Raw genomic sequence first — 18,942 nt, 5'->3', positions numbered from 1 at the left:
CTACCGATATCTAGACATAGGTATCGGTAGAGACTTATTATGATTGACAAGTAGGACGTCCAGAACGCTTTTTGTTGAAAGGTCTGACTTTGGGAGTGAGAAATGAAAACATTTCTGCGCGGTTGTTCTATTGCTGTTTTCATCTTTATTTCCGGATGCAGCACTAGTCCAGAATGGCGTCAGAATGCGATTTTCGCCACTCCATTACAACCTTCTTTACAACAAGAAGTGATATTGGCTCGTATAGAACAAATTCTTGCGAGTCGCTCATTAACCGAAGATGAATACGCACAGCTTTTATATGAGCGTGGTGTGCTGTATGATAGTCTTGGTTTACGAGCTTTAGCGCGCAATGATTTTTCAATGGCGCTATCAATAAGACCAGATATGCTGGAAATTTTTAATTTTCTAGGTATCTATTTTACGCAAGCAGCGAACTATGATGCTGCTTATGAAGCGTTTGATTCTGTTTTAGAGCTTGATCCAACTTACAATAATGCGCGTTTTAATCGTGGTATCGCTTTATACTACGGTGGCCGATTGAAATTGGCGCAGGATGATCTGCAGGCGTTTTATCAGGTCGATCCAAATGACCCCATTCGTTCGCTCTGGTTATATCTTGTCGACAAAGAGATAAACACTGATTTGGCTAAACAACAGCTGAAACAGCGATACCAGCAGGCGGATAAAACGGGGCAATGGGGATGGAATATAGTTGAGTTTTATTTAGGCAACATTAATGAAAAAGCATTAATGTCAAAACTACATGAAGCCTCAACCGATAACACTTCGCTCGCTGAGCATCTTAGTGAAACTAACTTCTATTTAGGTAAGTATTACCTAAGTCTGGGGGACATGGATAGCGCAGAAGCGTTATTCAAGCTGACGGTTGCCAACAACGCACATAACTTTGTTGAGCACCGCTACGCATTGTTGGAATTAGCACTGTTAGGCCAACAAGAAGACCTAGCGGAATCGGACCAGCAATAGCTGACGAACATTTCTCTGATCAGTTTGAAAGCCATCATCTGTATAGGATGAGGGCTTGTTTGTTCGTTTAATAATATAATTTGAGCCAGTTCACATTTTAGATGATAAAGACCGACAAACCATGCGGTATGTTATGTCAACTGGCTGCCATAATGAATGAGGCACAGTGACATGACTACTGAAACCGATATGACTTTTGCTGATCTAGGTTTATCAGCACCTATTTTGACTGCACTGAATGACTTAGGCTACGAGAAGCCTTCTCCAATTCAGCAACAATGTATTCCTTTCCTTTTAAACGGTAATGATGTTTTAGGTATGGCACAGACTGGTAGTGGTAAAACCGCTGCATTTAGCCTGCCGTTATTACACAATCTCGATGAATCATTAAAAGCACCACAAATTTTAGTTCTAGCACCAACTCGTGAGCTTGCTGTTCAGGTTGCTGAAGCCATCGAAGATTTCTCTAAGCATTTACCAAAAGTAAATGTAGTTGCACTGTATGGTGGTCAGCGTTATGACGTTCAATTGCGTGCATTACGCCAAGGGCCACAAGTAGTTGTAGGTACACCTGGTCGTTTATTAGACCACTTAAATCGTGGCACATTAGATTTATCTAAACTGAAAGGTTTAGTTTTAGATGAAGCTGATGAAATGTTACGTATGGGCTTTATTGAAGATGTTGAAAATATCTTAAGTAAGATCCCAGCGGAACACCAAACTGCGCTGTTCTCTGCAACAATGCCAGAAGCTATTCGCCGTATTACACGTCGCTTTATGAATGATCCGAAAGAAGTTCGTATTCAAAGCAGCGTAACAACTCGCCCAGATATCAGCCAAAGCTATTGGATGACATTTGGTGCACGTAAAAATGAAGCATTAATTCGTTTCTTAGAAGCGGAAGATTTTGATGCAGCTATTATTTTCGTTCGTACTAAAAATGCAACATTAGAAGTTGCGGAAGCATTAGAACGCAATGGTTATAACAGTGCGGCATTAAATGGTGACATGAATCAGTCACTGCGTGAGCAAACGTTAGAGCGTCTGAAAAATGGTCGTTTAGATATTTTAATCGCGACTGATGTTGCTGCTCGTGGTCTTGACGTTGACCGTATCAGCCTTGTTGTGAACTATGATATCCCAATGGATTCAGAATCTTATGTTCACCGTATTGGTCGTACTGGCCGTGCTGGTCGTGCTGGTCGCGCAATTTTATTCGTTGATAACCGTGAACGCCGTTTACTGCGTAATATCGAACGTACAATGAAGATGACTATTCCTGAAGTAGAACTGCCAAATGCAGAACTTATCAGTCAACGTCGTCAGGAAAAATTTGCACAGCAAATCGCTCAGCAATTAGAAACAAGCAACCTTGACCAATATCGCGCTCTGTTACCTAAATTAGCTCCACAAGGTGAAGAAGCGTTAGATATGGAAACACTGGCTGCGGTATTACTGAAAATGGCTCAAGGTGAGCGTGCGCTTATCCTGCCACCAGATCCAGTTCGTCGCCCTCGTCGTGAGTTTAACGATCGTGATGATCGTCGTCGCGGTGATAACGATCGTGAACGTGCTCCTCGCCGTGAACGTCGTGATGCTGGTGAAATGGATTTATACCGTATTGAAGTGGGTCGTGATGATGGTGTTGAAGTTCGTCATATCGTGGGCGCAATTGCTAACGAAGGCGATATCAGCAGCCGTTACATTGGTAATATCAAACTGTATGGTTCTCACTCAACTATCGAGTTACCAAAAGGTATGCCAACTGACTTATTAGGTCACTTTACACGTACACGTATCATGAACAAACCACTGAATATGCAATTAGTGGGAGATGCTCAATCTCAACCTTTCCGTGAACGTCGTAATAACAGCCGTCGTGATGGTCAGCCACAAGGTGGTCGTCGTTTTAACAATGGTGATCAACCACAACGTCGTGGTAATAACGACCGTGGTGGCGAACGTAGTAACGATCGTGGTGGCGAACGCGGTAACTTCCGTGGTCGTAGCAACGAAAGTACTCCACGTCGTCGTAGTAACTCTCATAACCAATAAGAGCCTACAATCAACTCAATGTTAAATTGAGCTGATGATAAAAAAAATCGAAACCAGTCAATGAACATTGGCTGGTTTTTTTATGCTTATTTTAATGGTATAAAATTTACGATATCGAGTTTTTATTAATATAAAAAATAGACATATTTATGAAAAGTAATTGGCTAGAATTACACTGTATTCAACAAAACAATGATACTCAACGTGCTGACTTTAATTTTTATATTGATGGCAAAGCGCTTGATGAATGGCTTGGGTTTGATAAACAAACGGATTTACGCTTTTCAGACTTTGATTTAGACCTTGTTGTGGTGGATAAAGTTCGTTTTCCTAATTACGATCGCCATAAAATTATTCGTAGCAAAATAGAGCAGTTTTTAGGTATTAAACCTATTTATACTCAATTAGATAATAATCGTTTAGTACTATATCGTTGCCATTGTGGTTGTGATTATTGCTCTGTGATTTCTTGTGAGTTAGACATTACGAAAGATCATGTAAAGTGGAATAATATTGCTTATGAAGATGGATTAGATAGAGAAGATGCCCTAGAACTTGATGAACATGGAATTATCCCTATTAAACAACTTATTTTTAATCGTGAGCAATATCAGGACGTTTTTAATGAGTATTTAAAACAGTATTTATAATTTCTTAAATACCCAATTTATTTTTATTATTAGACTTTATTAATTAACTCAATCACCTCAACATCCATAAGAGGTGTTTGTTTTTCACTGATCACAATTTTCTTATATTTACGATTAAATCCACTTATAATGATTTCGTTAAATAAACGAATCTCCACTTTTGATAATCCATCTTCTATTTTTTCCAAAGGATGGATAACCACATTTCTTTTTTTATAAAATAAAGAGAATGGATTAATACCGTGATCTTTTAGAGCGATATGAATGGCTTCAACCGCAGGATAGAAATCCCCAATTAACATTCGACTATGAGAGAAATTACGCGCTACGGACGCTTCTTTTTGGGTGTGAATATCACGAATTTCAATGCGGTTTTTATAAACTTTAATATAAATAGGTTCCATCCTATTTTCTCCTTTATAAATAATTAGCTTAATCCAATCGCTTCTTTTAACGGTTTTAGATATCGCCGACTAACAGGAATTTGGCTGTTATTGTGTAATATCAATTCAGCTTGGCCATTATCGCCAAAAATAATCTCATTAACATAATCCATATTTACTAAATATTGGCGATGGCAACGAACTAATTGTGTGCGTGTTTCTAATGTACGTAGTGTTAATTCAGTAAAACCTTCTTGGCCTTGATTATTCGTGACATAAACACCACTGAGTCTTGATGTGGCAAATATGGCTTCATCAATAGGCATTAACCAAATACGGCTATGTCCGGTACATGGAATGCATTTTAAGCGTTCTTCTGGAGGGGTTAATAAATCAATATTTTGCTTATTACCTTGGCGTAAACGGTTTAATGTTTTTGTGAGACGTTCTTGCTCTAAGGGTTTGAGTAAATAATCAAAAGCATGTTCTTCAAAGGCTTGGATCGCATATTCTTCAAATGCAGTTAAAAAAACAATATAAGGGCGATGTTCAGGATCAAGCATCGTGACCATTTCAAGTCCAGTAATGCGAGGCATTTGAATATCAAGGAAAACAACATCAGGTTTTTTACGATGTATTTCTCCTATGGCTTCAATAGCATTACTGCATTCACCAACAATATGAATATCCTTTTCAACTTCAAGTAAACAACGTAAATTTTCACGAGCCAGTGGCTCATCATCAACGATTAATATATTCATTGTTATGCAACGTTATCCATGCTTTTTTCTAGAGGTAAGCAAATTTTCACCTTTGTATATTCATCAGCTTGGCATTCGACTAAAACACCATAAAGTTCGCCATAGCGTAATTTTAATCGCTTATCCACCAGCCTCATGCCTAATCCTAATTCATGAGAAGGACATTGAGGTCGATAAAGCCCCGCATTATCACAGATTTCAATAATGATCAGATGGTGCTCTTGGTGCGCTCTAATTGTAATCTTTCCGGTGTCTAATAACTGTGATGTTCCATGTTTAATTGCATTTTCGACCATTGGCTGAAGCGAAAAAGCAGGTAAACGTGCATTGGCTAACGTTTCTGGAATGTGAATATCAATCTGTAAGCGATCTTGAAAACGGGCTTTTTCAATTTGCAAATAGGCATTTACATGTTCGATTTCATCACTTAATGTCACAACCGCTTCAGGTCTTTTTAAGTTCTTACGAAAGAACGCAGAAAGAAATTGGACCAATTGTTTTGCTTGTTCACTATCACGGCGAATAACTGCTTGTAATGTATTTAACGCATTAAAAAGGAAATGTGGATTTACTTGCGCATGTAGAAGTTTAATCTCTGATTCTAAAAGTGATTGCTTATTTCGCTCATATTGCCCGGCCAGAATTTGCGCAGATAATAAACTTGCGATGCCTTCTCCTAAAGTACGATTGATTGAACTAAATAGGCGATTTTTAGCTTCATAAAGTTTTATTGTCCCAATGACCTGGTTATTTTCACCTCTTAAAGGAATAACTAAGGTGGAGCCGAGTTTACAATGAGGGGAAAGCGTGCAACGGTAGGGAGTTTCATTACCGTCCGCATAAACAACTTCATTATTATTAATTGCCTGTTTTGATTGTTCTGATGAAATAGGTGTACCAGGTAAATGGTGATCCGCGCCAATACCAATAAAGGCGAGCAGTTTTTCTCTATCAGTAATAGCAACAGCACTGACTCTTAATTCTTGATAAATGACTTTCGCAACTCGAGTGCTATTGTCTTGATTAAATCCTTTACGCAAAATACCTTCGGTGCAAACGGCAATTTTTAATGCTTGTGTTGAGAAAGCGCTGGTGTATTTTTCAAATATTGCCCGCCTATCTTGTAATATTCTAATAAACATTGCAGCACCAATGGTGTTTGCAACAATCATTGGTGCTGCAATATCCTTAACTAAGGCAAGAGCTTCATTAAAAGGGCGGGCTAATAATAAAATAATACTCATCTGTATTATTTCGGCAAAGAAAGTCACTGCAGCCGCAGTCCATGGATTAAAAATTCGATGCATTTGTCCGCGTTTGACATAATAGCGGTGAACTAATCCACCAATTAATCCCTCTGCGATAGTTGAAACCATACAACTCAGTGCAGTCATGCCTCCGAGAGAATAACGATGTAATCCTCCTGTAAAGCCAACAAGAAAGCCGACATATGGGCCACCGAGTAATCCCCCTAAGACGGATCCAATCGCGCGTGTATTGGCTATAGAGTCATTAATATGCAATCCAAAATAGGTACCCATAATGCAAAAAATAGAGAAAATGACATAGCACATCAATTTGTGAGGGAGCTTTATCGTGACCTGTAAAAGTGGCGTAAATAGAGGTGTTTTGCTTAAGAACCAAGCAATAATTAAATAAACGCACATTTGCTGTAATAACAGCAAAATAAGATCAAATTCATACATAGGTATTGAGTACCATTCTCTTTTTTATCTGATTAATATAAAAAGTGCAGATAAAACGGGGCTATTAATTAGGTGATAAAGTTTGATATAAGAGTAACTTAATCGCATTTTCAAAGAAAATATTCCTTTGCGTCAGTGATCTGGCGCACAAAATTCTTAAAGAAATTCTGAGTTATTGTGTAATATAACTCTGTCAGTGAGTGTTCTACTTCACTATTAAGGTCTAATCGTTATATGAAAAAAAGAGCCATTTATCTTATTTTATTAATGCTAATTCTAATTGCATTAGCCATACTTTTCCGCGCGCACAATCAATATTTATTACTGCAAGGGGAAGTCGATGCACCAGAAGTGATTGTTGCCTCAAAAGCTAAAGGTCGTGTTATTGAGCGCCATATAGAACGAGGTGATGATGTCAAAGCCGGGCAATTAATGATCACATTAGAAAGCCCTGAGCTTAACGCACAAGTTGCGGCACTCGAAGCTGCCAAAGCACAAGCACAAGCACAATTAGATTTGTCGCTGCATGGCACAAGAGAAGAGAGTATTCGTAATTTAGAAGCAGTGTTATCTCAAACAAAAGTAGATGCCAGTAATGCGACACGAGATTATCAGCGTATTAGTGCGGTAGCTAATAAAGGTTATGTCTCAGCAACCGAACTGGATAATGCACGCCGTAGTCGTGATGTTGCATCACAACGAGTAAGAGCTGCCCAAGCAGAATTAGATGAAGCTAAAAATGGTGATCGCATTGAATTACGTCATAAATATATGGCTGCGGTACAACAAGCAGAGCAACAACTTATCGAGCTGAAGATCCAACAAGACGATTTACAAGTTAAAGCGCCTGTTGATGGTGAAGTTGGGCCTATTCCGGCAGAAATAGGTGAGCTTTTTAATGCCAATAGCCCACTCGCGACACTCATTCGTATTCCTGATGCCTATTTTGTTTATAACCTTCGCGAAGATATTTTAGCGGATATTCGCAAAGGTGATCGCATTACTATCATGGTTCCTGCTCTGGGCAATAAAGAAGTTGAAGCAGAAATTCGCTATATCGCCCCAATGGGTGACTACGCAACAAAAAGAGCGACAAGAGCAACCGGTGATTTCGATTTAAAAACGTTTGAAATTCGACTGTATCCTGTGACGCCAATTGAGGGACTACGTCCTGGTATGAGTGCGTTATGGCGCTGGGATAAATAAGGGCGAATAATGAGAGTAAAAGCAGCTTGGCGTGGCTTTAGTAGCGCATTTTCACGAGAAACTCATATGGCCGTTCGTAGCCCCGTTTTTCACTGGCTAAGCTGGCTATTTCCATTGATGTTATTCACGTTAATTAGTGCTAACTTTTCTGAAGGCACATTGCTGAATTTGCCAGTTTCAGTGATTAATAACGATAATAGCCCATTATCGAGAACACTGATCAGAGACTTAAATGCAGGCTCTCATGCGCAATTAAATACATTAGATGGCAACCCTCGTACAGCAATGGAACGACTCGGTAGTGCAAAAGATTACGCGATACTTACGATACCTCGCCATTTTGAAAGCAACGTATTAGCAGGAAAGCAACCTACCACACGTATGTATTACAACGGGTTATATTATGCTGCTGGGAGCTACGCAATACAGGACTTTAGTGGATTAATTGCAGAGCTTAATGCGCAATATCGTACTGTATTGGCACAAGAAATGAATAAACCTGTTCCACCATTAGCAAAAGTAACGCTCTCTTATGATAGTTTGTTTAATGCCAGTGGCAGTTATATTTATTATCAGCAATTTGCAGCAACGATCCATATGCTTCAATTATTTGTCGTGACCTGTACAATTTATTCGTTGTCGCGCGGTAATATGCTATTGAATATTAAGCCTTTTACATTTGCACTTATTGGTAAACTTACACCTTACACACTGTTTTTCTTAACCTTATTAATTGTTGAATTAGCGGCATTAGTGCATTTTTCCGGGGCAAAGGTAAACGGTAATCCGCTATATATGGTGTTGGTGGGATTCTTTTATATTATTGCGGCTCAAAGTGTGGGGTTATTGCTTTTTGCGTTTACCAATAGTGCGATCACTGCATACAGTATGATAGGTATGTTGGTGAGTATTGCATTGGCATTTTCAGGTATGGCTGTACCTGAGCTTTCAATGATATTACCTGCACAAATTATCTCGAATCTAGAACCATTAACACACGCTTTAAATGCGATGTTTGATATCTTCTTAAGAGAAGTATCACTACAAGGTATTTTGTATGTTTGTTCACTCTTGCTGATTTATCCTTTTGCTATCGCCTTTTTAGTTCGTAAACGTATTTTTAAACGATTGGAATTACAGGTAGGTGTTGCATGATGCAGATGTATTTCCAAACGTTTAAACGCGTTCTACTGGGCATGTTAGAAAAACCTATGTGGATGTTGTTAATTGTTTCTTTATGTGTGATGAGTTTGGTTTATGCCAAACCTGTTTTATGGGATCTACCTGTCGCTGTTATCAATCAAGATCACAGTCCTGCAAGTTATTCACTTATTCGCGCATTAAACTCGACACCTAAATTAAGCATTAAAAATTATGATAATTTAGATGAGGCACGCCACGATATGATTATGCGTGAGCTTTTTGCCATCATTATTGTGCCAACTGATTTTGAGAAGAAATTACTCAATGGTAAAGATGTCACTGTTCCTGTTTTTGGTGATGCTACAAACCGTCTTGCTAGTGGACAAATCCAGCAGGAATTGATGTTGGCTTATCAACAGTTATTAGATTCTTACAATGATCGTATTTTACAAAATGCCGGCTTTAGTGGTGAGCAATCGAAAATCCTGTTAAAGCCCATTCAAGGTGAAACCATTGCGATGTATAACCCTGGTGTAAGCTTTGCAGCGATTATTTTTCCCGGGTTATTAGTGATGTTATTGCAACACTCACTCTTAATTGCTTGTGTCCGTGTCAGTATTGCAGTGAGAAGTACGCCGAAAGGAAAACCACCGCTAGCTGTTTATTTAGGGGCATTATCTGCACTTATTCCGATTTGGTTATTTTTGTCGGCGGTATTCTTTGCATTATGGCCTTGGGTATTAGGCTATCGCCAAGAGGCTCCACTTTATCAAGTCTGGATGCTGACATTTCCATTCTTATTAGCAGTCTTAGGGTTAGGTAAATTAATTACAGAATGCTTGCGTAGTGTTGAGATGATTTATTTGACACTGGCATTTGTCACAACACCTGTGTTCTATATTTCTGGCACGATTTGGCCACTACAAGCAATGCCTGATTGGGTATTTGCCATTTCATCTGCATTACCTTCTACATGGGCTGTAAACGCCATGGCTGGCATAAATCAAATGGGATTATCATTCCAAAGTATATTGGGTGATATCGTGATGATGTTGGTTTTAGGTGTGATTTATACTGTATTAGGTGTGCTGGTAGGGATGTTACGTAATGGTGAGTTAAGACATATTACGCACCAATTTAAACATTGGTTACATCAGCGCGGATCTAAATAGATTATAATTCGAGAAATATCTTAATATTTATTTAATGAAAAACTTGCTAACTCTAATAGGGTTTTGATTAGAACACGACAATGTAACTCCCCCTTGAGAAGAATAAATCCACTCTATCATTAGATTAAAATAGAGTGGATAAAAAAGCCTTATTCAACCAACTCCAATCCAGCTAACTTACGCCAATAGCCATTACAGTCATGGTGATGAACTGTCGTCAGTGGTTGTTGACCTTGTTCATTTTGGCGAAATTGTTGCAAGGTATCAAAAATAGCGTCAGATTCAGGAGATAAACGGATAATATCCACTAAACCTGCCATTGATGTTTGATCGTTACCCAAGTTATAACAATAGCCACTTTGTGTTTGAATACCATTGAGCACAAATACTTGCTGATTTTCTTGAGATAATACTTCACGACCTTGAGGGTATTTTTGGCAACAAGTTTCACAATCATCTTTAGAGCGATTTTCAGAACGGGCAGTAAAACAACGCGCTGAATAAGCTAAAGGAAGATGCCCATAAGCCAAGACTTCGACTTCAAATTTATCCTTAATACCCAATGCTTCACATTGGTTTAGAAGATGACTTAGCCACTCACGAGAAAGTTCTACAGGCATACACCAACGCATCATTCCTTGTTTATGCAATAAACGTAGCGCATAAGCGTTGTAGCAATTTAATCCGTGACCCGCAACAAAAGGAAGATTACGCTCATGAAGCATATTGATAACGCCAAAATCATGAGCTTCAACTAAAAACTCGCCGTTATCAACCAGCTTAGCAATTTCTTTCAATTCAGAAGGAGCTTGTAATAACGCCAAAGTAGAAAGAACCACTTGTTTGCCACTTTTAGCGACTTCTTTGGCGAGATTAATCCAATCTTGAGGTTTAGTTTCTCGACGTTTACTGCAAACTGTTTCGCCTAAATAGATAATATCAGCATCACATTGTTTTGCTTTTTCATAGAACGCTTCGAGTGTCGCTTTTTGCCAATAATAAAGTACAGAGCCTAATGCATATTTCATTTTCTTATCCTTATTATTGCCATTTACGGTGATAAGCACCCAATGTTGTTTGTGTTCCTTCTGAAATTTTTCCTAACGCATTCATCCAACGAGGATCAGTGCTAAAGCCTTGAGGATCTTTCTTACATTGATCAATTGCTGTTCTCCAAACTCTTGCGACTTCAGTGACATAAGCAGGGCTACGCTGGCGACCTTCAATTTTGACAGAGGCAATATTCATTGCCATTAATTCAGGTAATAGGGAAAGGGTATTTAGGCTAGTGGGCTCTTCTAATGCATGATAACAATGGTCATCAACAAAATAGCGCCCCTTACATAGTGTTGGGTAGCCCGCATTTTCATCAGGTGCATAGCGATCTATCAGGACATCATTAAGGCGAGATTCCATCCCTTGTGGTGTTTGTTGCCAGCGTACAAAACGCGCAGGAGAGCAAGCACCTACCGTATTGGGTGATTCACCAGTTAAATAGGAAGAAAGATAACATCGACCTTCAGCCATAATACACAAGCTACCAAAGGCAAAAACTTCTAAAGGTACTGGGCTAGTTTGTGCTAATTGTTTAACTTGATGAATAGATAGAACACGAGGAAGAACAATACGGGCAACATCAAAATTGCGTTGATAAAACTCAATTGCCTGTGTATTGGTTGCTGAGGCCTGTACAGAAACATGACGTTCAATATGAGGATAACGCTCAGCCGCATATTCTAGCATTGCGATATCTGCTAAAATGAGCGCATCAGCACCCAAAGATGCCGCCATATCAACGGCCTTTTGCCAGCGTTCAAATCCATTAGGGTGAGCGAAGGTGTTTATCGCAATATGTAATTTTCGCTGGTGGCGATGAACATAATTAACTGCTTCTTGTAACTTTTTTTCTGTGAAATTTAAACCTGCAAAATGTCTTGCATTCGTATCATCTTTTAAGCCGATATAAACGGCGTCCGCACCATTATCTATGGCTGCTTTTAAGGCAGGTAAATTACCTGCAGGGCACAGCAATTCCATCTTCACTTCCCTTTAGAAATTAAGAATGATCGGAAATTGTAATGAGCAAGATAAAAAAAGGTTTTGATTTAAGGCAGAGAAGTTTGTTTTTTACTTAAGTAAAATCAAATAACTCAAAAAGTGAACAATGGATTAACAGAATATTGATATAGGATCGCAGAATATCTGTTCATTTCTGGCACAATAGCCCCTAAATTTATTTATAGGAGTCCGAACGTGTTTAACAAAATTCGTACCCATTTGGTAAAAGAGGGGCCTCGTTTTTTGCGTTACCCTTTACAAGTTACCCCATTTGCTTTGCAACGCGATATTTTAGAACAGTTTTTAAGTTGGCAGTTTCGTGAATCCCTTGCAGAAGGTGATTTACACTTCTTAGAAGATAAATGGTTAAAAGTTGAGATAAGAGACTTACATTTACAGTGGTTTATCAGTGTTCGTGATGATAAATTAGTGGTTAGTCGCTTAGAAAAAGAAGATGTCAGCTTTAGTGGTAATGCTAATGATCTTATTTTAATTGCAGCTCGCAAAGAAGATCCTGACACCTTATTTTTCCAACGCCGTCTACAGATTGAGGGTGATACAGAACTCGGGTTATATGTTAAGAACCTGATGGATGCAATTGAATTAGACTCAATGCCATCTGTGTTGCGTTTTGGTTTATTACAACTGGCTGAATTTGTAAAAAGTGGACTTCAAGAAGAAACTGAAGACAAAATGCACAGCCATGAACTGAGCTCAACTTCATGCTAATACGTGTTGAAATTCCCGTTGATATTCCTGCTATTGATAGTCTTTTACGCCAAGTGTTTCCGACAAGCGCCGAAGCTGATTTAGTCGGGCATTTACGTGAAGAAGGTCTATTAACATTAGGTATGGTGGCTATTAGCGATGAAGGCCAATTAGTTGGCTATATCGGTTTTACACCAGTTGATGTTGATGGAATAGATTGTCAGTGGGTTGGTCTTGCGCCACTTGCTGTTGCACCAGAGTTCCAAAACCAAGGTATTGGACGCCAATTGATTAATGAAGGGCTAGATAGCCTAAATGAATTTGGGTATGGCGCAGTCGTAGTGTTGGGAGATCCAAATTACTATCAAGTATCGGGTTTTATTCCTGCTAAATCTCAAGGTTTGCATTGCAAATGGCCTGATACAGAAGGTAGATTTCAGCTTTATGCGTTAGATAATGGCAATATTGATGAGATCCACGGTTTAGTCAACTACTCACCTTTGTTTGACCAGTTTAGTTGATCCGCTTAACTCAATTTATTTATCCTGTATTAAATACAGTGCAATGTCTGAAGGCTGGTCTGTGATCAGCTTTTCTTTTTGCTTTTTTTTTAACTGCTTTAATTGGTATTCAAGCTGAGATGCTCGTTGCCTATCGCCTATCTGACAATGAAATTCTAATAACAAAGGTCCTTTTCCTTTTAAGGCTTTCGCGCCAGTTCCATTCTGATGCTGTTGAAAACGGCGTTCAACATTTGTTGTGATCCCAGTATAAAGAGAGCCAAGGCGATTTCTAACAATATAGAGTGACCATATTGTGTCAGCCATCATTTTTTCCTTTTCGTGCTACTTTTTCTTTTGATAAATAATATTTCTTAGTTTTTAACGTGAGTAATTTAAGGCATATAAAAAATAAATCTATTAAGCATATCAATATGTTGAGAAATATTTGTGACAGTAAAATTTATAATTTAAAGAATAACATTCAATTTTTTTGAAAATGAACAGCAATTATTGCTAATTTTAAAGTTAAACTAAAGCGCATAATATGATCCATATCACAGAGACACACTCCGCGATACCTAACAAAATTAGAATTAAATTGGAGCTTATCATGAAAAAATCTACATTAATCGCTGCAACATTAGCTTTAAGTGCTATTTCATTCGGTTCAATCGCATCTGATAGCGTATCAAAAAGTCCTTCTATTAATGGTGAGTATATCACAATCACAGGCAGTGATACTTTAGATGGCTTAACAGCTAAAATTGCTCAAATCGCAAAAGATGAAGGGGCAAAAGGCTTTAAAGTTGTTGGCGCAACTGGTGAAGATTACCTCACTGTAAATGCTGAAATTTATCGTTAATTTTAACTATTTTCGATAAATAACCTGTAATAAGAGACACGCGGTAAGACGCTCGTTTTGATGATATAATTATCATCTAAACAGCGTCTCTTTTTGTTTCTATACAGGTGTATTATGTCTTCTCTAGACTCAATCAAAATAATTAAACAATATATATGTAATAACCATGTGTTTACCTTATGTACAACATGTTCATTAGATGATATTTGGTGTGCTAATTGTTTTTATTGGTTCGATGAAACTCAGATGAGGCTGGTTTTCCTTTCTGAAAAGAAAACTCGTCATGCTAAAATGATGCAGGAAAATTTATTAGTCGCAGGAAGTATTAGCACACAAGAAATTGTTGTGTCCAATTTACAAGGCATCCAATTTACTGGCGCTGTTTCTTTACTAACAGGTAAAGATGACTTCAATGCAAGAAAACATTATTGCTTACGTTTTCCAGTCGCATTAGCCGCCATCCATGTGCCTTTATGGGAATTACAATTGCAAGAAATTAAGATGGTGAATAATCAGCTGGGATTCGGAACTAAACTTTATTGGCAACGTAATTAAGCTTCTTTTTTTAATTATCTATTATTCCCAAAAATAATGACTTTTTTGTTCCCATCCTTTTAAAGACATACAAGAGGTGTAGAAAGTTTTTCTGTCTTCTTGATTAATGTCTTCAACATAACTTTCTGTCATTGGAACACGCTCAGTGTAGGTTTTTTTATCCCCGCAGTGGTCTTTATCATCTTTGCGACACGTCTTTTGCACATCACGATAAACGGTACGTTGTAGCACTTCTTTGCGAATAGGGTAGCGAGTATTCGCATCAAGTTCACAAAGCATTTTAGCTTCTTGTAATGTGTAATCTGATGCACCTTTAGATTCCCAAGTACTGCTACAACCAGAAAGTAAAATTATTGAAAAAAAAGGGAAAAATGTTATTTTCATATCAAATGTCATCATAAAAAGAATAGTAAAGAGCATTAATAATAAAACAAAACTAATCACTTTGACTATCATTTTTGAAAATGATTCGCATTTGATAACGGAGGTAATTAAATGAGAATGATGAAAGTAAAAATCTCATAATAAAAATGGGCTTCTAGATATTATTTCAATTTATGTATTACTTGGTTACTACTACCACGCCATAGTAATGCGGGATCATAAAGTTCTTGTACGAACTTCCCATCAATTAGTACGTTAATATAACTAACGACCTCTTGCTGTTCTGGGGTTAAGTCTGCCAGCAAATAACCGCTCCAAACCCAAATATCTTTTTCGGGACATTCAGTTTTGACTCGTTTCACCAGATGCAAAATTGTAGATAAGTTTTGTGGATGTAAAGGATCACCTCCTGAAAGCGATAATCCTTGTCGTTTAATACGACTATCTTGAAGATCAGCAATGATCTGATCTTCCATCTCTTGTGTAAATGGCTTGCCTGACGTTAATGACCACGTTGATTTGTTATAACAACCTCGGCATTGGTGTATGCACCCTGAAACAAACAGGGTGCAACGAGTACCAGGGCCATTTACAACATCAACAGGGTAATATTGATGGTAATTCACTTTCTTAACCTAACTGACCATTTGCCAGATGTTTTACTCGACGTTTAACTTCTTCTTGCTTACCCGCATTAAATGGACGTGAATCTGGGCTACCTAAATATCCACATACACGGCGAATAACTGAAACTCTTGCTGGGTTGTGATTGCCACAACGTGGGCAAGTAAAACCTTTGCTAGTACAAGAGAATTCACCGGTATAACCACAGTCATAGCACTCATCAATTGGGGTGTTTGTGCCATAGTAAGGAACACGGGTATAGCTGTAATCCCAAACATCTTCTAGTGCTTTAAGATTATGTTGTAAGTTTGGATATTCGCCATAACAAATGAAACCGCCATTTGCTAATGGTGGATAAGGTGCTTCAAAATCTAGTTTGTCGTATGGATTTACTTTTTTCTCAACATCTAAGTGGAAGCTATTGGTGTAATAACCTTTATCCGTTACACCGGGTAAAATACCAAATTCAGCCGCATCTAAACGACAGAAGCGATCACATAAATTTTCACTTGGTGTGCTGTAAAGGCTAAAGCCATAGCCTGTTTCTGCTTTCCATTGATCGGTTGCCTCACGTAGGCGATTAATAATCGCTACAGCTTTTTCTCTTAAGGCTTCATCATCAAAAACATGTTTTTGAGTACCAAACAGTGCATTGATGGTCTCATGAACACCGATATAACCTAATGAGATCGACGCTCTACCATTTTTAAAGATTTCAGACACGTTATCGTCTGCTTTTAAACGCACACCACATGCACCTTCCATATAAAGAATAGGGGCAACACGCGCTTTAACGTTTTCTAAACGTGCAATACGTGTCATCAGCGCTTTTTTCGCTAATTCAAGACGATCATCAAGCAGTGACCAGAATGTAGCTTCGTCACCTTGAGCTTCAATGGCAATACGCGGTAAGTTCAGACTGATAACACCTAGGTTATTACGGCCTTCGTGGATCATTTTGCCATTTTCTTCATAAACACCTAAGAAGCTACGGCAACCCATTGGGGTTTTAAATGATCCCGTTACTTTAACCACTTGGTCGTAATTTAAGATATCCGGATACATGCGTTTACTTGCACATTCAAGCGCAAGTTGTTTGATATCGTAATTAGGATCACCAAATTTATGGTTTAAGCCATCTTTAATGGCAAAAACAAGTTTAGGGAAAACAGCCGTTTTACGGTTTTTGCCTAAACCAGCCATACGATTTTCAAGGATAGAACGTTGAATTAGACGTGCTTCTTTTGATGTACCAAGGCCAAAGCCGAAAGTAACAAATGGCGTTTGTCCATTAGCCGTATGCAGTGTATTGACTTCATACTCTAAAGATTGGAATGCGTCGTAACACTCTTTTTCAGTACGCGCATTGGCGTAGGCTTCTTTATCAGCAATTTGCCATTCTTGTGCGACTTTATAGTGTTTGTCATAACTTGATTTTACAAATGGCGCTAATACTTCATCGATACGATTTATCGTTGTACCACCATAAATATGGCTTGCCACTTGTGCAATAATTTGTGCTGTTACTGCTGTTGCTGTTGAAATAGATTTAGGGGGTTCTATTTCCGCATTTCCCATTTTAAAACCATTGTTTAACATGCCCTTAAGGTCAATTAGCATACAGTTAAACATAGGGAAAAACGGTGAGTAATCGAGATCATGATAATGAATTTCACCACGCTCATGAGCGAGTACCACATCTCTTGGCAGGATATGTAATTTTGCGTAATGTTTAGCCACAATACCCGCAAGTAAATCACGTTGGGTAGGGATAACTTTACTGTCTTTATTCGCATTTTCATGAAGAATAGAGACATCACTTTGTTCGATAAGACCTCGGATTTCCTGAGTTAATCTTCCGCGTTGTTCACGGGCAACATCTCGGTCGTGACGGTATTCAATATAGGCTCTGGCGACATCTTTATGCTCGCCAGCCATCAGCTGATTTTCTACGGCGTCTTGGATCTCACGGATATCGACATTCGAACGTCCTGCGAGAGATTGTGAAACGGATTGCGCGACAGAATCGCAATAATCATCATCAGTGATCTCACAAGCTACGGCGGCTCTTTTGATAGCATCGCTGATGCGGGTTTGGTCAAAAGAGACTTTACATCCGTCTCGTTTTATCACTATGGTTTTCACAATCTTGCTCCTTAACTATTTATCCACAGGCTCAAATCCCATAAAAACAGGTGATGGCACAGCATTCAGGCTTATTGTGGATAAGATGTGTATAATTACTATATGTTGTATGTCGGTATGTATTAAAGCACAATATATAGTTATTGAAAGGGAAATAATCTTCATTAAAACTGATCTAAATCAAGGTATTTTTGCTACATCAGGCATCAAGAGGGGTTAGCTGATTTGTAAATATGTGCCAAAAATAGATGCGATAAATTATTCATCAAAAAATGAGAACATAAAAAAAGCAAAGTGCTCATAAAGAGACCTTTGCTTTTTTATGACCTATTCTTGAAATGAAATTAACGGATAGCGATAACTTCGATTTCTACTTTTGCATCTTTTGGTAAACGAGCAACTTCAACACAAGAACGAGCTGGGAATGCTGCATTATGCTCTTTAAAGAAGGCTTCATAAGCGGCATTAATGGTACCAAAATCATTTAAATCTTTTACGAAAACAGTGGTTTTGATGATATTAGCAACAGTTAAACCCGCTTTTTCGATAATTGCTTTTACGTTTTCTAAAGATTGACGAGCTTGTTCTGCTGCATTATCAGAAACAAATTCACCTGTAGCCGGATCAACAGGTAATTGACCTGAAGTGATCACTAAATTACCTAAATCAACGCCTTGTACATAAGGGCCAATTGCTGCAGGGGCTTTATCGGTATTAATTTCGTAAGACATGTAGAACTCCTGTTTTTATAAGATTAAGGCTAACGCTTGATTAGCACGGCGCTATTATAGCCAGCGCTGTAGGTTAGCAATATGACAGATATCAGGCTTTATCATAAAGTCTGCAAGTATAAAAAGAAAATGAACTCATACAATTGCCCCTCATTAATTCCTATTTTTATCACTATATATTCGATTGTTAGAGAATTTTTTTTTACAAAAGGTGGTTTATGTATAAATTCTATTTTTTACAAATATCTTCTTTATGATTTTAGGGGGTAATTATTCTATAATGAAAAATAATTAGCTCAGATATAT

General features: G+C 38.2%; 20 protein-coding genes. 10 read left to right on the top strand and 10 right to left on the bottom strand.

The genetic code is table 11. The features are described 5' to 3' along the window. The first annotated feature begins 102 nt into the window (after positions 1 to 102). From nlpI to JEP40_RS19045, 3 genes are all read left to right on the top strand, one after another. Positions 103 to 990, top strand: a complete 888-nt coding sequence (gene nlpI, locus JEP40_RS05280; protein WP_198622751.1) for a lipoprotein NlpI — start codon at positions 103 to 105, stop codon at positions 988 to 990. 171 nt (positions 991 to 1,161) lie between these two features. Then, positions 1,162 to 3,045 carry a DEAD/DEAH family ATP-dependent RNA helicase gene (locus tag JEP40_RS05275; RefSeq protein WP_198622750.1) on the top strand — a complete coding sequence of 628 codons (1,884 nt, stop codon included), beginning with the start codon at positions 1,162 to 1,164 and terminating at the stop codon, positions 3,043 to 3,045. Between the two features lie 149 nt (positions 3,046 to 3,194). Then, the gene (locus JEP40_RS19045; RefSeq protein WP_232799159.1) at positions 3,195 to 3,695 is read left to right on the top strand and encodes a hypothetical protein; all 501 of its coding nucleotides are present in this window, start codon (positions 3,195 to 3,197) and stop codon (positions 3,693 to 3,695) included. Positions 3,696 to 3,724: 29 nt separating this feature from the next. Here the strand turns inward: JEP40_RS19045 and JEP40_RS05265 are convergent, their stop codons facing one another. From JEP40_RS05265 to JEP40_RS05255, 3 genes are read right to left on the bottom strand one after another with little or no spacing between them, the layout of a single operon-like run. Then, positions 3,725 to 4,099 carry a YjaA family stress response protein gene (locus JEP40_RS05265; RefSeq protein WP_198622749.1) on the bottom strand — a complete coding sequence of 125 codons (375 nt, stop codon included), beginning with the start codon at positions 4,097 to 4,099 and terminating at the stop codon, positions 3,725 to 3,727. A gap of 23 nt (positions 4,100 to 4,122) precedes the next feature. Then, positions 4,123 to 4,839, bottom strand: a complete 717-nt coding sequence (btsR, locus tag JEP40_RS05260; protein WP_036939320.1) for a two-component system response regulator BtsR — start codon at positions 4,837 to 4,839, stop codon at positions 4,123 to 4,125. A gap of 2 nt (positions 4,840 to 4,841) precedes the next feature. Beyond that, a complete protein-coding gene (locus JEP40_RS05255; RefSeq protein WP_198622748.1) occupies positions 4,842 to 6,545 on the bottom strand; it encodes a sensor histidine kinase in 1,704 nt (567 codons plus the stop codon). A 234-nt stretch (positions 6,546 to 6,779) separates the two neighbouring features. On the opposite strand from JEP40_RS05255, the gene JEP40_RS05250 reads away from it, so the two are divergent. Genes JEP40_RS05250 through JEP40_RS05240 form a run of 3 tightly spaced genes read left to right on the top strand, consistent with a single transcriptional unit; the run spans position 6,780 to position 10,066 of the window. Then, positions 6,780 to 7,751 (top strand): HlyD family secretion protein, encoded by a 972-nt coding sequence (locus tag JEP40_RS05250; protein ID WP_198622747.1) that lies wholly within the window; start codon positions 6,780 to 6,782, stop codon positions 7,749 to 7,751. 9 nt (positions 7,752 to 7,760) lie between these two features. Then, positions 7,761 to 8,906: an ABC transporter permease gene (locus JEP40_RS05245; protein ID WP_036939313.1), complete on the top strand. Its 1,146-nt coding sequence runs from the start codon at positions 7,761 to 7,763 to the stop codon at positions 8,904 to 8,906. After that, a complete protein-coding gene (locus tag JEP40_RS05240) occupies positions 8,906 to 10,066 on the top strand; it encodes an ABC transporter permease (RefSeq protein WP_198622791.1) in 1,161 nt (386 codons plus the stop codon). The genes JEP40_RS05245 and JEP40_RS05240 overlap by 1 nt, the downstream gene beginning before the upstream one ends. A gap of 149 nt (positions 10,067 to 10,215) precedes the next feature. Here the strand turns inward: JEP40_RS05240 and JEP40_RS05235 are convergent, their stop codons facing one another. Further along, positions 10,216 to 11,094 (bottom strand): U32 family peptidase, encoded by an 879-nt coding sequence (locus JEP40_RS05235; RefSeq protein ID WP_198622746.1) that lies wholly within the window; start codon positions 11,092 to 11,094, stop codon positions 10,216 to 10,218. A gap of 13 nt (positions 11,095 to 11,107) precedes the next feature. Next, complete coding sequence (ubiU, locus tag JEP40_RS05230) at positions 11,108 to 12,103, bottom strand: ubiquinone anaerobic biosynthesis protein UbiU (RefSeq protein ID WP_198622745.1); 996 nt, start codon at positions 12,101 to 12,103, stop codon at positions 11,108 to 11,110. Between the two features lie 216 nt (positions 12,104 to 12,319). Between ubiU and ubiT the strand changes: the two genes are divergently transcribed. Both ubiT and JEP40_RS05220 read left to right on the top strand, forming a co-directional pair. Beyond that, entirely contained in the window at positions 12,320 to 12,853 is a 534-nt protein-coding gene (gene ubiT / locus JEP40_RS05225; RefSeq protein WP_072069553.1) for a ubiquinone anaerobic biosynthesis accessory factor UbiT, read from the top strand. Then, positions 12,847 to 13,353, top strand: a complete 507-nt coding sequence (locus tag JEP40_RS05220; protein ID WP_198622744.1) for a GNAT family N-acetyltransferase — start codon at positions 12,847 to 12,849, stop codon at positions 13,351 to 13,353. The genes ubiT and JEP40_RS05220 overlap by 7 nt, the downstream gene beginning before the upstream one ends. Positions 13,354 to 13,368: 15 nt before the next feature. On the opposite strand, the gene JEP40_RS05215 is transcribed toward JEP40_RS05220, so the two are convergent. Continuing rightward, positions 13,369 to 13,659, bottom strand: a complete 291-nt coding sequence (locus JEP40_RS05215) for a GIY-YIG nuclease family protein (protein ID WP_198622743.1) — start codon at positions 13,657 to 13,659, stop codon at positions 13,369 to 13,371. 286 nt (positions 13,660 to 13,945) lie between these two features. On the opposite strand from JEP40_RS05215, the gene JEP40_RS05210 reads away from it, so the two are divergent. Both JEP40_RS05210 and JEP40_RS05205 read left to right on the top strand, forming a co-directional pair. Continuing rightward, positions 13,946 to 14,197: a YdgH/BhsA/McbA-like domain containing protein gene (locus JEP40_RS05210; protein WP_198622742.1), complete on the top strand. Its 252-nt coding sequence runs from the start codon at positions 13,946 to 13,948 to the stop codon at positions 14,195 to 14,197. Positions 14,198 to 14,311: 114 nt separating this feature from the next. Then, positions 14,312 to 14,752, top strand: coding sequence for a YhbP family protein (locus JEP40_RS05205; RefSeq protein WP_198622741.1), 441 nt, complete (start codon positions 14,312 to 14,314; stop codon positions 14,750 to 14,752). Between the two features lie 21 nt (positions 14,753 to 14,773). Here JEP40_RS05205 and JEP40_RS05200 read toward each other — a convergent pair whose 3' ends face one another. From JEP40_RS05200 to JEP40_RS05185, 4 genes are all read right to left on the bottom strand, one after another. After that, the gene (locus JEP40_RS05200; protein WP_232799158.1) at positions 14,774 to 15,136 is read right to left on the bottom strand and encodes a hypothetical protein; all 363 of its coding nucleotides are present in this window, start codon (positions 15,134 to 15,136) and stop codon (positions 14,774 to 14,776) included. Between the two features lie 161 nt (positions 15,137 to 15,297). Continuing rightward, entirely contained in the window at positions 15,298 to 15,762 is a 465-nt protein-coding gene (gene nrdG / locus JEP40_RS05195; protein WP_198622740.1) for an anaerobic ribonucleoside-triphosphate reductase-activating protein, read from the bottom strand. A 4-nt stretch (positions 15,763 to 15,766) separates the two neighbouring features. Further along, positions 15,767 to 17,905: an anaerobic ribonucleoside-triphosphate reductase gene (gene nrdD / locus JEP40_RS05190; protein WP_198622739.1), complete on the bottom strand. Its 2,139-nt coding sequence runs from the start codon at positions 17,903 to 17,905 to the stop codon at positions 15,767 to 15,769. A gap of 344 nt (positions 17,906 to 18,249) precedes the next feature. Beyond that, the gene (locus tag JEP40_RS05185) at positions 18,250 to 18,636 is read right to left on the bottom strand and encodes a RidA family protein (protein ID WP_006535650.1); all 387 of its coding nucleotides are present in this window, start codon (positions 18,634 to 18,636) and stop codon (positions 18,250 to 18,252) included. Between the last annotated feature and the right edge of the window lie 306 nt (positions 18,637 to 18,942).

The sequence above is a fragment of the Proteus vulgaris genome, from assembly GCF_016239305.1.
GTDB lineage: Bacteria > Pseudomonadota > Gammaproteobacteria > Enterobacterales > Enterobacteriaceae > Proteus > Proteus vulgaris_C.
The sequence above is the reverse complement of the archived record's forward strand: the minus strand, read 5'-3'. Positions and strand labels throughout refer to the sequence as shown.